The organism is Thermanaerosceptrum fracticalcis (assembly GCF_000746025.2).
Classification (GTDB): Bacteria; Bacillota; Peptococcia; order DRI-13; family DRI-13; genus Thermanaerosceptrum; species Thermanaerosceptrum fracticalcis.
Genome location: NZ_CP045798.1, coordinates 1,873,562 through 1,888,084, shown reverse-complemented (window position 1 = coordinate 1,888,084; position 14,523 = coordinate 1,873,562). Strand labels below are relative to the sequence as shown.

At 48.0% G+C, this 14,523-nt stretch carries 12 protein-coding genes; 11 read left to right on the top strand and 1 reads right to left on the bottom strand.

Going from position 1 to position 14,523, the window contains the following annotated elements; genetic code table 11:
• Window positions 1-4: 4 nt before the first annotated feature.
• The 11 genes from BR63_RS09700 (at window position 5) to BR63_RS09650 (ending at window position 13,013) form a co-directional block, all read left to right on the top strand.
• Complete coding sequence (locus BR63_RS09700; RefSeq protein WP_034421546.1) at window positions 5-1,231, top strand: (Fe-S)-binding protein; 1,227 nt, start codon at window positions 5-7, stop codon at window positions 1,229-1,231.
• A 23-nt stretch (window positions 1,232-1,254) separates the two neighbouring features.
• On the top strand, window positions 1,255-5,658 hold the full coding sequence (locus BR63_RS09695) for an FAD-dependent oxidoreductase (protein WP_034421545.1): 4,404 nt from the start codon (window positions 1,255-1,257) through the stop codon (window positions 5,656-5,658).
• Between the two features lie 13 nt (window positions 5,659-5,671).
• Window positions 5,672-6,088 (top strand): hydrogenase iron-sulfur subunit, encoded by a 417-nt coding sequence (locus BR63_RS09690; RefSeq protein WP_034421543.1) that lies wholly within the window; start codon window positions 5,672-5,674, stop codon window positions 6,086-6,088.
• Complete coding sequence (locus tag BR63_RS09685) at window positions 6,081-6,914, top strand: 4Fe-4S dicluster domain-containing protein (protein ID WP_034421542.1); 834 nt, start codon at window positions 6,081-6,083, stop codon at window positions 6,912-6,914. Before BR63_RS09690 ends, BR63_RS09685 begins: the two co-directional genes overlap by 8 nt.
• The gene (locus BR63_RS09680) at window positions 6,914-7,936 is read left to right on the top strand and encodes a 4Fe-4S dicluster domain-containing protein (RefSeq protein WP_034421540.1); all 1,023 of its coding nucleotides are present in this window, start codon (window positions 6,914-6,916) and stop codon (window positions 7,934-7,936) included. Before BR63_RS09685 ends, BR63_RS09680 begins: the two co-directional genes overlap by 1 nt.
• Window positions 7,933-8,790, top strand: coding sequence for an FAD/NAD(P)-binding protein (locus tag BR63_RS09675; protein WP_243270091.1), 858 nt, complete (start codon window positions 7,933-7,935; stop codon window positions 8,788-8,790). Before BR63_RS09680 ends, BR63_RS09675 begins: the two co-directional genes overlap by 4 nt.
• Before the next feature lie 318 nt (window positions 8,791-9,108).
• Window positions 9,109-9,795: a lipoyl(octanoyl) transferase LipB gene (gene lipB / locus BR63_RS09670; RefSeq protein ID WP_034421538.1), complete on the top strand. Its 687-nt coding sequence runs from the start codon at window positions 9,109-9,111 to the stop codon at window positions 9,793-9,795.
• A gap of 1 nt (window position 9,796) precedes the next feature.
• Window positions 9,797-10,657 (top strand): lipoyl synthase, encoded by an 861-nt coding sequence (lipA, locus tag BR63_RS09665; RefSeq protein WP_034421536.1) that lies wholly within the window; start codon window positions 9,797-9,799, stop codon window positions 10,655-10,657.
• A gap of 55 nt (window positions 10,658-10,712) precedes the next feature.
• Window positions 10,713-11,825, top strand: coding sequence for a ComEC/Rec2 family competence protein (locus tag BR63_RS09660; protein WP_051965626.1), 1,113 nt, complete (start codon window positions 10,713-10,715; stop codon window positions 11,823-11,825).
• A 9-nt stretch (window positions 11,826-11,834) separates the two neighbouring features.
• The gene (locus tag BR63_RS09655; protein WP_034421535.1) at window positions 11,835-12,044 is read left to right on the top strand and encodes a DUF3006 domain-containing protein; all 210 of its coding nucleotides are present in this window, start codon (window positions 11,835-11,837) and stop codon (window positions 12,042-12,044) included.
• A gap of 93 nt (window positions 12,045-12,137) precedes the next feature.
• Entirely contained in the window at window positions 12,138-13,013 is an 876-nt protein-coding gene (locus tag BR63_RS09650; RefSeq protein WP_034421533.1) for a Lon-like protease helical domain-containing protein, read from the top strand.
• Here BR63_RS09650 and BR63_RS09645 read toward each other — a convergent pair.
• The gene (locus BR63_RS09645; protein ID WP_243269974.1) at window positions 12,973-14,430 is read right to left on the bottom strand and encodes a transposase; all 1,458 of its coding nucleotides are present in this window, start codon (window positions 14,428-14,430) and stop codon (window positions 12,973-12,975) included. The two genes, BR63_RS09650 and BR63_RS09645, sit on opposite strands and share 41 nt — an antisense overlap.
• Window positions 14,431-14,523: the final 93 nt, after the last annotated feature.

The following is a 14,523-nucleotide window of genomic DNA, read 5'->3' as shown; positions in this document are numbered from 1 at the left end:
ACTTATGGCGGTCATTCGAACAAAGGCTCTGGAACCTAAATTCAGGCAGGAAATTGCCCAAGTTTTTGCAACCCTCCAGGATAAACTGGATTTTAGTCACTGTCTGGCCTGTGGTATGTGTTCCGCGGCTTGTGCTTTTAGCGATGTCCACGAGGAAATGGACCCCCGCAAGTTTATCCGGAAGGTTTTATTAGGCATGAAAGAGGAAGTATTAAATGGCCAATTTATCTGGAATTGTTCCATGTGCGGCCGGTGTACCATGCTCTGTCCCATGGGTGTAGACATTGCCGGCATAGTGAGGACCATTAGAGGTAATTTTGGGGTTAAGTCTCCCGGTTTTCTCCAGGAGGTAGTTGATAACCAATTAAACACCGGCAATCAGATGGCGGTCTCCCAGGAGGACTACCTGGAAACTTTAGAGTGGATGGAGGAAGAACTGCAGGCAGAAATTGCTGACCCCAAGGCAAGGATACCTGTTGATAAAGTTGGAGCTGACTTCTTATTCCTCTGGGATCCCCGTGAGATTAAATACTATCCCCAGGATGTACAGAGTATTGCCAAAATCATGCATGCTGCCGGCGCTAATTGGACCTGCAGCAGTGAATACTGGGACGCAACCCACTATGGTTTGTTCAGTGGTGATGATGAAGCCTCAACTATTCTTTTAAAGCGAATCGCCCAACAGGTGAAAAAGCTGAAAGTACAGTACCTGGTGGTAACGGAATGCGGCCATGCTACCCGGGCCCAGCGCTGGGGCAGGAAGGTTTGGCTGAGTCCTGAAGAAGGGGACTATCCGGTATATAACTTTGTAGAGCTCCAGGCTAAGTGGATTAAAGAGGGGATACTTAAGCTTGATCCTTCCCGCAATCCCGAGCCTGTGACCTTCCATGACCCCTGTAATATGGTGCGGAAAGAAGGAATAGTTGAAGAACCGAGATACTGTGTAACAAAGGCTGTCATGGAATTTAGAGAAATGTGGCCCAACAGGGAGTATAACTACTGCTGCGGCGGCGGTGGCGGTCTTTTGGCCTTTGGTAAGGATATTAAGCCTAACCGCATGAAAAAAGGAAAGCTGAAAGCAGAGCAAATAGCAAGAACTGGTGCAAAAATTGTTGTTACTCCCTGCCATAACTGTTATGACCAGCTGAGCGACATTATTAAAGAATATCAGCTTAAAGTGAAGCTGAAACATGTTCACCATCTGGTCAGTAATGCCCTGATCTTAGATTAATAGGGGGAAGGAAGTGATTTAAGGTGAACAATCTAGAAAAAGTGGGAGCTGTGCTGGTAGCAGGGGGCGGTATCGCCGGCATCCAGTCTTCCCTGGATTTGGCGGAGATGGGCTACAAGGTCTACTTGGTGGAAAAATCCCCGGCCATTGGCGGGACAATGCCTTCTTTAGATAAAACTTTTCCTACCAATGACTGTTCCATGTGCATCCTCTCGCCTAAACTGGTGGAATGCGGCCGGCACTTAAACATTGAAGTTATCACCGGCGCAGAAATAGTCAGTGTAAAAGGAGAAGCAGGGGACTTTCACGTTGAAGTAAAAAAGAAACCCCGCTTCATTGAGGTGGAAAAGTGTACCGGTTGCGGCGAATGCGCGGCCGTGTGTCCTGTGGAAATAGACAATGAATTTGAAAAAGGCCTGTCCAAAAGAAAAGCTATATACAAGAAATATGCCCAGGCCTTCCCCCATGCCTATGCCATCGAAAAAGAGGGGCCTGCCCCCTGTAAAGGCAATTGCCCTGCGGGTGTTCGGGCCCAGGGGTATGTGGCTTTAATGTCCCAGGGTAAGTTTAAGGAAGCTGCGGAGATTGTCTATGATGATCTCTTGCTGCCAGCAACGTTGGGCCGGATCTGTCCCCATCCCTGTGAAGAAAAGTGCAGCAGGGCCCAGGCCGAGGGGGCTGTCTCCCTTGCTGCCTTGAAACGTTTTTTGGGTGATCATGAGCCCCGTCCTCCCTTTGTCTTACCGGAAAGGAAAACCGATAAGGTGGCCGTTGTCGGTTCGGGTCCGGCCGGCTTGAGCGCAGCCTTTGAACTGGCCAAGGAAGGTTACCCTGTCACCATTTTTGAAGCCTTACCCGTAGCCGGCGGCATGCTGGCCGTGGGGATTCCTGATTATCGCTTGCCCAGGGAAGTCCTTAATAAGGAGATAGCTTATCTGACGTCTTTAGGAGTAGAAATTAAAACGAATTCTCCTCTAGGTCCTGATTTGACGATCGAGGATTTAAAGGACCAGGGATATAAGGCTATCTTTTTAGCCACAGGCGCCCACGGTAACCGGAAGCTGGACGTTCCGGGGGAAGATGGAGAAGGGGTCCTGTCTGGAGTGGAGTTTCTGCGCAAGGTAAATTTAGGTGAAGATGTAAACGTAGGGAAAAGGGTCGCCGTCATCGGCGGCGGCGATGTGGCCATGGATGCCGCCCGCAGTGCTTTACGTCTGGGAGCCCAAGAGGTCACGGTCTATTATCGCCGGTCCCGGGCAGAAATGCCGGCCCGGGAAGAAGAAGTAGAAGCAGCCTGGGCTGAAGGGATCCAGTTCAGATTCCTTACTACGCCTTTGTCTTTTGCCAGGGAAGCAGGAAGGTTGACAGGCATGACCTGTGTGGAAATGGAACTAGGGGAACCTGATGCCTCCGGCAGGCGCCGTCCTGTGCCCAAAGCAGATTCGGAATGTTTTATCCCCGTGGACACGGTTATTGTAGCTGTAGGACAGATGCCGGACCTTTCCTTCTTGCCTGAAACCATAAAACGGACGACATGGGGAACTGTGGCTGCCGATGAAGTGACTTTAGCCACTTCCCTGCCTGGTGTCTTTGCCGGCGGCGAGGTCCGTACCGGTCCGGGTATTGCCATTGAGGCCGTGGCTGAAGGCAAGGAAGCAGCTCAATCCATCAGCCGTTATTTAAAGGGAGAAGATTTGCGTCTGGGGCGCCCCAACCGGAGAACCCCCGTAGGCCCTAAGCCCCTTCCTCAGAAAATGGAGAAAGTGGAACGGGTTAAACTGAGAGAGATAGAACCACAAGAGAGGATTAAGGATTTTCGCGAATTTGTCTTAGGTTTATCAGCGGAGGAAGCGCGAAGAGAAGCCGCACGCTGCCTGGATTGCGGTCCTTGTTCCGAATGTATGCAGTGTGTCAAGGTTTGTAAAGCCGGATGTATCGATCATCTCCAGGAAGAAGAAAGGCTCAAGATCCACGTGGGGGCTATCCTTTTTGCTCCTGGCTTTAACGAGTTTCCTGCAGAGAAATTAAGTCACTTAGGCTATGGCCGTTATCCCAACGTCCTGACCAGTATCCAGTTTGAAAGGGTTTTAAGTGCTTCCGGTCCCTTTGGCGGGCATCTGGTACGGCCTTCTGACCACAAGGAGCCAAAGAAAATTGCCTGGATCCAGTGTGCCGGCTCCCGTACCCTGAAGGATGATAAACCATACTGTTCCAGTGTGTGCTGTATGTATGCCATCAAGGAAGCCGTTATCGCCAAAGAGCACAGTCCTTATCCTTTGGATACCGCCATCTTCTATATGGACATGCGGAGCCATGGTAAGGATTTTGAGAAATACTACCGGAGGGCAGAAAACCAGGGAGTCCGTTTTGTCCGTTCCCGTATTTATACAGTGGAAGAAGCTCCGGAGACGGGGAACATCCGCATCCGTTATGCCCGGGAAGACGGGACCATTGCTTATGAGGAGTTTGACCTGGCGGTACTTTCCGTAGGCCTCTGTGCCAGTGAAGACAGCTTAAAATTAGCCCAGGCAGCGGGTTTTGCCTTAAACGAATACGATTTTGCGGCCACCTCTGGCTATGCTCCTGTTTCCAGCACCCGGGAAGGTATCCTGGTGGCAGGAGCTTTCAGCGGGCCCAAGGATATTCCCGATACCGTCACCCAGGCCTGTGCCGCGGCCAGTGAAGCTGCATGCCTTCTGGCTGGCGCTAAAAATTCCCTGGTCAAAGCCAAAGCCTATCCTCCTGCAAAGGATGTAGTGGGACTTAAGCCCAGGATCGGCGTGTTTATCTGCCACTGCGGCATTAACATTGCCAGTGTGGTGGATGTGAAAAAAGTGGCGGAAATAGCGAGAAGTCTGCCCCATGTAGTCTGCGTTGAAGATAATATGTATACCTGTTCCCAGGATACGCAAATCAGGATAAGGGAAATCATCGCTGAACACAGGTTGAACCGTGTGGTGGTAGCGTCCTGCAGTCCCCGGACCCATGAACCCCTGTTCCGGGAAACTTTAAAAGAGGCGGGCCTCAATCCTTACCTCTTTGAAATGGCCAACATCAGAGACCAGTGTTCCTGGGTCCACATGCATGAGCCGGAAAAGGCTACGGAAAAGGCCATAGACCTGGTGAAAATGGCTGTGGCCAAGGCCCGTCTTTTAGAACCGGTAGAGACCGTGTCCGTACCCGTGGAACAAAAGGCCCTGGTCATTGGCGGCGGCGTAGCCGGGATGACGGCGGCTTTAGCCATAGCCTCCCAGCATTATCCGGTATTTCTGGTGGAGAGAGAAAAGGTCTTAGGAGGGATGGCCAACAGGCTTTATTTCAACCATCTGGGGGAACCGGTCCGCCCATATTTAGAAGATCTGCGAATTCAGGTCACCAGCCATCCCTTGATTAAAACCTGCCTGGAAAGCGAAATTAAAGAGATCAAGGGATTTGTGGGCAATTTCCACACGACTATAGAGAAAGGGGAAAAACAGGAAGAGATTGCCCATGGCGTGGTGGTTATAGCCACCGGTGCCACTGAATACAAACCCCAGGAATATCTCTACGGCCAGAATCCCCTGGTCAAAACCCACCTGGAGTTAGAAAAGCTTTTGATAGAACAGTCTGAAGTTGTAAAAGAGATGGAATCTTTAGTCATGATTAACTGTGTGGGTTCACGGAACCAGGAACACCCCTACTGCAGTAAGGTGTGCTGTAACCAGTCCATCCAGCTGGCCCTTAAGGCTAAGGCTCTTAATCCCGATTTAAATATTTATGTGCTTTACCGGGATATGCGTACTTATGGTTTCCAGGAAGAGTTTTACCGGCAGGCCCGCCGGCAGGGGGTTATTTTTATCCGTTATGATCTGGAAAAGCAACCTCAAGTACGGATGGCAAATGGAAAACTTATCGTCACCTGCCGGGACCATGTCTTAGGCCGGGAGCTAGAGATAGAAGCTTCATTATTAAGCCTGGCCGCTGCTACAGCAGCACGGGATAATGAGGCTTTGTCTCAGGCCCTAAAAGTCCCCCTCAACGAAGACGGTTTCTTCCTGGAAGCCCATATGAAACTAAGGCCTGTGGACTTCAGCACCGACGGCGTTTTCCTGTGCGGTTTGGCCCATGGACCCAAACCCCTGGTGGAGACAATCACCCAGGCCAAAGCAGCTGCGGCCAGGGCCTGTACCATCCTCAATAAAGAGTCTTTGGCTGCGGGAGGACTTACGGCCCAGGTCAATCCTCTAAAATGCAGCGGCTGCGGCACCTGTGAGAGCATCTGTCCTGCCAAAGCCGTGGAAGTGGACCGAACTGAAGGGATAGCCAAAGTCAACCCGGCCCTTTGTAAAGGCTGCGGTGCTTGCGCCGCCTCTTGCCGCGCCGGGGCCATTGATGTGCGGGGGTTCCGGAGCGAGCAGATCATGGCCATGCTGAGACAAATCGGGTAAAGGGGTGAAGAGAATGAAGGAACCGAAGATCGTAGCCTTTTTATGTAACTGGTGCAGTTATGCCGGAGCTGACCTGGCAGGTGTCAGCCGCCTCCAGTATCCACCCAATGTAAGGATCGTGAGGGTGCCCTGCTCCGGCAGGGTTGACCCCCTGTTTATCCTGACGGCCTTGAAACATGCTGACGGTGTCTTGACCGCAGGCTGTCATCCCGGTGACTGTCATTACACCAGCGGCAATTTGGTAGCCAGACGCAAGTTCGCTTTGTTAAAAAGCCTGTTGGATTTTGTAGGAGTGGAAAAGGAAAGGGTCCAGTTTGACTGGATCTCGGCGGCCGAAGGAAACCGTTTTGCCGCCAGGATAAAGGACGTGACAGAAGACGTAAAAGGCCTGGAACCTTGGGAAAGATGGGGGGGAAGACAAAATGGATAAAATTATCCTGGAGATAAGGGATAAAGCCCAAGAATTGCTGGAAACAGGACAGGTAGAAGTAGTCATAGGTTTTACTGCAGGTACCCTGCCCGGTAAAAGTACCCCCTGTTTTATCACCAGAGGGGAAGATTGTGAGTTACTGGTCTGGGATGAGGGCTGTAAAAACAACCTGGCCAATTATCTGGTTAAGGAAAAACGCAAGGCGGCCATCATCGTAAAAGGGTGTGACAGCCGCTCCCTCGTTAATCTTCTTACGGAAAACCAGTTGTCACGGGATAGGGTCGTGATTCTGGGAGCCCCTTGCCCTCTCACGGAAGGCTGCGAGGGGTGCCAAATCAAGTCTCCTGTTATCTATGATTATCTGGTGAGCGGCAAAGCAGGGAAAACAGGGGAAGATGATTTTCATGATGTAAAAACATTTGCCCGGCTTTCCCCCCAGGAACGTAAGGAATATTTTTACAAAGAAGTATCCAAGTGCATCCGCTGTTATGCCTGCCGCAATGCCTGCCCTGCCTGCTATTGCAGGGAATGTTTTGTGGAAAACAACCTGCCCCAGTGGGTAGGAAAATCTACCCAGCTTGCTGATAATCTGATTTTCCACCTGACCCGTGCCCTTCATGTGGCGGGACGCTGTGTGGACTGCGGCGCCTGCCAGCGGGCCTGTCCCATGGGCGTGGACTTAAGGATTTTGAACCGCAAAATGTTGCTGGAAGTGAAAGAACTCTATCAATTTGAAGCAGGATTGAAAGAAGAGCAGGAATTGCCCTTGAATACCTATGACCCTGGGGACCCGGAGCCATTCCTGGCAGGAGGTGGGGAAGCGTGATGTATGAGATCTTAAAAGATGACTTTTTTCTCTGGCTCAAAGGGCAGTTGGGGCAAAAGGAGATTTTGGCGCCCCGTTTAAAAGAAGAAGGCTATCTCTTTTTACCCTGGGATGGTGAGGAGTTAGAGTTAACAGGCTATACCAACACCCTAAAGCCTGTTAAGGACGCCTTTTTCCCTCAATGGGAGGCCCTCATCCGCTATAGAATGGATAAAGGCAAGTCCGTCCAGGTTATGGGGGAAAACCCGGCCACAAAGCCCCTTATCCTTTTTGGAGTCCGGCCCTGTGATGCCCGGAGTATCCTCCTTTTAGACCGGGTCTTTAATGGGCCTAAGTATAAGGACCAGCATTACCGTGAGCGCAGGGAGAATACTTTTGTCATCTCCTTAGCCTGCTCAGAACCGGCCAGCACCTGTTTCTGTCAGGATTTGGGAATTAGTCCTCTGGCTAAGGAGGGTTCTGATATTCTCCTGGTTGACCTGGGAGATAAGTTTTTAGCCCTGGCCGATACCCTGGAAGGAGAAGGAATCCTGCAGGAAAGACCTTTTAGTCCGGCTACTCCCGGAAGCATGGATAAATTCCAGGCTTTACAAGGGGTCTCCCGGCAAGCGGCAGCCGCCAGCCTTGTTCCTGAAATTCTATCAGGTGAACTTTCCCAGGTATTTGTCCTCCCCCTTTGGGATGAGATACACCAGAAATGCTTGAACTGCGGCGTGTGTACCTATTTGTGTCCTACTTGTCATTGTTTTGATATCAGTGACGAGGCTACTGATACGGAAGGCCGGAGGGTGCGGAGCTGGGACAGCTGTATGTTTGGTAATTTTACACAGCACGGTTCAGGCCATAACCCTCGTCCTACGGGTAAGGAAAGGATGAGGCAGCGGGTCTTGCACAAGTTTAAGTATTTCCCGGAAAATTACCTGGCAGTGGCCTGTGTTGGTTGCGGCCGTTGTGTAGCCAAATGTCCGGTGAATTTTGATATTCGAGAGGTTCTTAAAAGATTGGGGGGGATGCCAGGATGACATGTCAATGTGAGATAAAAAACCCCTATCTCCCTTATCAAATGGAGATTTTAGAAGTCATCGAGGAGAACCCGGAACAAGATCTGAAAACTTTTACTTTAGGTTTTTTAAACGAAGATGATAATGAGACCTTCTTTTATACCCCCGGTCAATTCGCCGAAATCAGTGTTTTTGGCACCGGAGAGGCTCCTTTTGGTATTGCCAGTTCTCCTACGGAAAAAGGTATCGTACGCTTTTCGGTGAAAAAGGTGGGCCGGGTGACCACGGCTCTCCATATGCTGGAGAAAGGAGACATAGTAGGGTTAAGGGGGCCTCTGGGTAACAGTTGGCCTTTAGAAAAGTTCGCAGGTAAAAACCTGGTGATTATTGGAGGAGGCTTTGCCTTTACCACTTTACGTTCTTTAGTCCGTTACATCCTGGATGAGGAAAACCGGAAGAACTACGGAAATCTCACTGTAGTCTATGGCGCCCGCAATCCCGGCCAGCTTCTCTACAAGGAAGAACTGCAAGACTGGTCGGCACGGGCAGATATTGATATTCATCTTACCATTGACAGGCCTGTGGAGGGCTGGTGGGGAAAAGTAGGTTTTGTTCCTGCTGTTACCGAACAAGTAGTAACATCTTCAGAAAATGCCGTAGCTGTGGTCTGCGGGCCACCGGTGATGATTAAGTTTACCTTGCCTGTCCTCAAGAAAATTGGGTTTACTTCGGAGAATATCTTTACTTCCTTAGAGATGAAGATGAAATGCGGCATCGGGATGTGTGGCCGTTGTAATATCGGGAACAAGTTTGTCTGTAAAGATGGTCCCGTATTCAGTATGGCGGAGTTGGAAAAACTGCCTGCCGAATATTAAACAAATCGCCCCTTTCTTTATTTGGAAAGGGGCGATGGTTTGGGATTTCAAGTTGAGGTTATAAAGATAAATATTCCTAAGTGGGAAAACTTCCTGGGATACCTGAAATATGGTTATGTTAACAGTGAATGTTTTTTAATCCGGGCTATAAAAGAGGTATAAAAAACCTTATGATTTTATGTTTTACCGAGAGGTATTGGAATAAAAACAGAGAAATCTTTATAATGAGAAAACTGCAATGGCCGTTGTCAATTTTGATGACGGCCAATAATTTATCAGTCCGGCTAAAAGCTACGGGCAATTTTAGGGGTGGTAAAAATGAAGCTGCTGGTGGCTCTATTAGGTAAGATGGATTATAAAGAGGCTTTAAGTATACAGGAACATTTATTAAAATTACGACAGCAGGATTTAATAGAAGATACGCTGCTCTTATTGGAACATCCCCCGGTATTGACCATGGGGGTAAGGGGGAGCCGCTCCAATATCATTATCCCGGAAGAAGTATTAAAAGCTCAGGGAGTTAACATATATCAAGTTAACCGGGGCGGGGATGTGACTTACCATGGTCCCGGCCAGATAGTGGGATATCCCATATTAGACCTCAACAAACATGGCAGGGATATACCCGATTTTTTCAGGAAAATTGAAGAGACTTTTATACAATTACTAAAAGAGGAATATGGCATAACTGCCGGTAGGAATTCTAAATACCCAGGGGTTTGGGTAGGAGAAGAAAAAATAACAGCAATTGGTTGTGCCGTCAAACGTTGGGTTACTATGCACGGTTTTGCTTTTAATGTTAATACCCAATTGGAACATTTCAGGTGGATAAATCCTTGTGGTATAACGGACAGAGGGGTAACTTCCTTACAGAAGATATTGGGATATCCTGAAGAGTTGCAGAAGGTTAATGAACAGGTAGTAAGGTATTTTTGTAAAATATTTAATGTACAACCAGAAATAATAGATAAACAAAAACTATACCAGATAACAGGGAGAGAATGATATGCATACACGAAAACCTGACTGGCTAAAGGTAAGACTTCGAGGAGCAGAAAAGTTGACCGAGGTTAAAGAAATGTTAAAGAGGCTTTCCCTGCACACTGTGTGTGAGGAAGCCAACTGCCCAAACATTATAGAGTGTTTTGGCAGAAAGACGGCCACTTTTATGATCTTAGGCAGAATATGTACACGCAATTGCACCTTCTGCAACGTAACCAAGGGCCACGTGCAAGCAGTAGATCCGGAAGAACCCTCCCATGTAGCCCAAGCCGTTAAAGAACTGAATCTTAAACATGTAGTGATAACTTCTGTAACCAGAGATGATCTGCCTGATGGTGGTGCTGGTCATTTTGCCAGGGTTATTGAGCAAATAAAGGAATTAAATAAAAAGATTGTGATCGAAGTCCTTATCCCCGATTTTCAAGGGGAGTATGAGGCCTTAGCTAAAGTGGTAAGGGCCAAACCTGAAATAATTAACCATAACGTAGAAACGGTGCCCCGATTATATCCAGCGGTACGTCCAAAGGCTCTCTATCAACGGTCTCTGGAGCTGTTAAAAAACGTAAAAGAAATGGATGATAGTATATTGACAAAATCAGGGATCATGTTAGGACTGGGAGAGGAAGAGCAAGAAGTTATTCATGTCTTGCATGATTTAAGGGAAGTTGACTGTGACCTGGTAACTATAGGTCAATATCTGGCACCATCGAGTAAACATCATCCTGTGGTTGAATATATACATCCCGAAATTTTTGAGAGATATAAAGAATTGGGTATGGAAATGGGTTTTAAATATGTGGCCTCTTCTCCCCTGGTTAGAAGTTCATATCATGCGGAACAAGTGTCTGAATTGATGATTAGGTGAAAGGGGAAATATCTATCAACAACAGAGGAAAGGTCAAAAATAGGTGAATAAAAATATGTTTACTAAAAGCAAGTGCAGGCTCAGTGTCCTTCTATTAATCATTTATCTTATATCTGCTCTCTTATTGGGCTGTACAGCTTCCCGGGAAGGCGTCTCACCCTTACCTTCACCTCCTGTAGCTAAAGAGGGTAAACTAACTGTTCATTTCCTGGATGTAGGGCAGGGTGACGCTATTTTTCTCCGTTTTCCCGGGGGAGAAACCCTCCTGGTGGACGGTGGGCCGGGTGATAGTGGTGAGGCAGTTGTGGCTTACCTGAAAAAGGCCGGAGTAACCAAACTCACTTACCTTGTGGCCACCCATCCCCATGAAGACCATATCGGGGGACTTAAGGATGTGCTGGAGGCATTTCCTGTAGAAACTGCCTATCTACCCAGGGTAGCCCATACTTCTGTAACCTACACCCGGTTTCTCTCTGCTTTGGAGAAAAATAAAGTAAAGGTGAGAGAAGCCAAAGCGGGAGTAAGTATGGACCTGAAGCAGGGGGTCCAGGCCCAGTTCCTGGCGCCTGTCAAAGATAATTATGCAGATCTCAATAATTACAGTGCTGTTTTACGTGTAACCTATGGGCAGGTATCCTTTCTTTTAACGGGTGATGCGGAGAAAGAATCCGAAGCCCATATGCTGGCTAATGGTGCAAGGTTGGAGGCTGCTGTTCTCAAGTTAGGGCACCACGGCAGCAGTTCCTCCACCAGTCCGGAGTTTCTCCGCAAGGTGAAGCCTAACTATGCCATAATCTCGGCGGCCAAAGAAAATGATTACGGGCATCCCCACAAAGAAACCCTGGCCCTTCTGGCCAGGGAAAAGATTCAAACCTTTTGGACGGCTTTGGCCGGTACTATTGTCATGGAGACGGATGGGCAGAACCTGGCCGTGAATAAAGAAGCCATGAATTTGAATAAATACCTACCTCCATCAAAGCCGGGTGATGAACTGGATAAGTTGTGGGTGGACAGCCGGGGACAGGGCCTCATCAAGGGTAATGTTGGCAACAATGGTAAGGTTTACCACTTGCCCGGCGGGGAATACTACAGCCAGGTTAAAGCCGAAGCCTGGTTCAAGACGGAGAGGGAAGCCCAGCAGGCCGGATTCAGGAAAGCTCAGCGGTAGGTGAGGGAAATGTATGCTGTGATCGATAAGATTGAAAAGAATATAGCAGTCTTAATCTGGGATGATGAAAGAAAAGAAAGTTATTCATTAAATGATTTGCCTCCTGACATCCGGGAAGGGGACTGCCTGGCAGGTCCTCCCTGGAAGTTGGACAGGGAAGAGACGGAAAAACGCAGGAGAATAAATGAGGAGAGGTTGAATAAATTATTTGAAGAATAAAGACAACTACAGGAAATTACTTAAATATGTAGAAAAGACAACAGAAGGAGATGAAAAATAAAGACAAAATGAAGAAGAGCAAGGAGGCATAGCATGAAACAATGGGAATTAACTCCCGAACAACTAAAAAGCGCCTGTAATTGTGCTGCTTTTCCCTTCGAGACTACCGCAGAGGTACCGCCTCTGGAGGGAATAGTTGGCCAGGAACGGGCCGTCAAAGCCATGGAGTTTGGCCTAAAAATTAGAAAGCATGGCTACAATATCTTTATTTCTGGTTTTACGGGAACCGGTCGCAACAGCTATACCCAATCCCTGGTAAAGGAAGTGGCCATGCAGGAAGAGATTCCCTGGGACTGGTGCTATGTATATAATTTTGAAAAGCCTGACCAGCCTAAGGCGCTAACCCTGCCGCCCGGGCTGGGGGTTAAATTCCAAAATGACATGACTCAACTGGTTAACCAGGTAAAATTGAACATCCCCAAAGCCCTGGCTTCGGAGGAATATGGGAAAAGAAAAACCATGCTATACCAGAGCCTGCAGGACCGGCAGGCAGAGATTTGGAACTCCCTGGATGAGGCCGCGAAAAAATTGGGTTTTGCTTTAAAGAATACGGAAAAAGGAATATTAACCATTCCCCTCAATGCCGAGGGGAAACAAATGGATGAAGAAGAGTATAAACAGCTTTCCAGAGAAGCCATCAAGGAAATTGAGGAAAAATCCAAAGCCATTAATTTTCTGGTTTTAGATGCCTTCAAAAAAATCAGGGATCTGGAAAAGGAAATCCATGAGCAGGTGGAAAGGCTGGAAAGCCAGCTGGTGATTGCCGCTATCGGGCACCTGTTCGAAAACCTGAAGGAAGAATACAGCGACTTTCCTCCTGTGGGAGATTTTCTCGAAGAAGTAAAGAAGGATATTTTAAAAACAGTAGTTATGCAGTTTCAGGATAATTTTCCCAATCCCATAACCTAAGTTCCAAAGAATGTGGCCAGAATTTATCAATAAGCCTTGAAAAACGCTGGGTTGCCGTGTCAAAATAGACTTGGATCAACTGCTCGCAACAGCGGATCCGACAACCGGCGTTGAAGAAGTACCTTATCACTTCGCAGAGGGAGGGGGCTTGTTCGGCGCCTTCTTTATTGCACTCCCAAGAGGCATAACAAAGAAGGGTCTTCGCTGTAAACAAGAGCTCCACATGTGCGAAATGAGCTGTTTCAGACTGAGCATAGCAAGATGTTAAACCAAGATTCTGTTTAGCGGTGCGGTAAAAAACTTCTATTCTCCATCGTTTAACATAGGCAGTTGCAGCTTCTTCCGGCGTATCTACGCGATTGCTTATCAGGAGATACGCATCCTTGAAGGTTGCTGGGCATTCTTCCTCCGGAAGAACTATGCTGCCCTCGACAGCCTGCTTCTCATAAGTGGCTGCAATGGCAGCTATGGGTAAAAAACGTTGTCTAGTAATGGGTTTTCCCTTGCGTGTTAAGGTCTCATAGGGCATTTTGATGTAAATGTCCGGAATACTGAGAACCGATTCTTTGCCAAGGACCCGAAGCTGGGAATAAACTTCTCGCAGCAGTTGCTTCGGATTAAGTTTAATGTAGCGTTCCTTTCCTAGTACCGGGTCGTAGATTTTCCTGAATAGCGCTGTGTTACGTTTGGCTTTGGTAACCCAGTCAAAATTTTGACCCATCAGCCAGTTCAGGAACTTTTTACACAAAAACCAGCGATCCATGGCTACCCATAGTCTGGCCTTGTTCAGCTGACGAGCCTCTGCGAGCATCTGTTTAGCAAGATCAAGCTTGCTTTGTTTTTCATTCTCCTGACCGGTTTTAACCCAAAAGCGCCATAACATGGGATATTCAAGACCATTCTTTAAGATAGCCAGGGTCGACACAAGATTAATACACCATACATGGCGCTTATCCGAACTGTCAAAGAGCCAACAGAGAAAGGGGATTTTTTTACCGTGAGGATGCTCAATTTTGGTATCGTCTAAGGCAATGATATCGCCGTCGGTCAGCCTGCTATCCGTATTTTCTTGTAACCTGGCAAATCTGCCCAAAGAGAACCGGAGCCACTGAAAGGGCTTGGAGAGAAACCGGCTGAAGGCACTTTGAGAGATGATTTGCCCGGAAAGCAGTTGTTGTAAAAATGGAGCTTCCGTTGAAAACTTAGCATTTTGATTTGCAGAACTTGAATGATTAACAAGGCCGCAGATGTAGGCAAAAGCCAGGAGCCACGCTGGAATTCCGGAGTGTTTGCGTATTCCGGACTGGGAAAACAGCAGAGACAGGTCAAATAAATCCCAAATTGTCTTGAGTACCGGGATTCCGGCACCTTGACCGTGATCCTTTTTTTCGAAAGTTGGTTTACACAGTTTCTTCATCAGCATCACCCATATCGCTAGAGTGATGGTAGAAAATACCATCCAAAGCGATTATGGGGGCTTTCCGAAAAAGTCAAGCCTTTTTTGTCGAAA

Bases quoted from the DNA above. Each gene is read 5' to 3' on its own strand.
- BR63_RS09690 (WP_034421543.1), top strand. From the start codon at position 5,672: ATGAAGGAACCGAAGATCGTAGCCTTTTTATGTAACTGGTGCAGTTAT.
- BR63_RS09685 (WP_034421542.1), top strand. From the start codon at position 6,081: ATGGATAAAATTATCCTGGAGATAAGGGATAAAGCCCAAGAATTGCTG.
- BR63_RS09660 (WP_051965626.1), top strand. From the start codon at position 10,713: ATGTTTACTAAAAGCAAGTGCAGGCTCAGTGTCCTTCTATTAATCATT.
- BR63_RS09680 (WP_034421540.1), top strand. From the start codon at position 6,914: ATGTATGAGATCTTAAAAGATGACTTTTTTCTCTGGCTCAAAGGGCAG.
- BR63_RS09645 (WP_243269974.1), bottom strand. From the start codon at position 14,430: ATGAAGAAACTGTGTAAACCAACTTTCGAAAAAAAGGATCACGGTCAA.
- BR63_RS09675 (WP_243270091.1), top strand. From the start codon at position 7,933: ATGACATGTCAATGTGAGATAAAAAACCCCTATCTCCCTTATCAAATG.
- lipB (WP_034421538.1), top strand. From the start codon at position 9,109: ATGAAGCTGCTGGTGGCTCTATTAGGTAAGATGGATTATAAAGAGGCT.
- lipA (WP_034421536.1), top strand. From the start codon at position 9,797: ATGCATACACGAAAACCTGACTGGCTAAAGGTAAGACTTCGAGGAGCA.
- BR63_RS09655 (WP_034421535.1), top strand. From the start codon at position 11,835: ATGTATGCTGTGATCGATAAGATTGAAAAGAATATAGCAGTCTTAATC.
- BR63_RS09700 (WP_034421546.1), top strand. From the start codon at position 5: ATGGCGGTCATTCGAACAAAGGCTCTGGAACCTAAATTCAGGCAGGAA.
- BR63_RS09650 (WP_034421533.1), top strand. From the start codon at position 12,138: ATGAAACAATGGGAATTAACTCCCGAACAACTAAAAAGCGCCTGTAAT.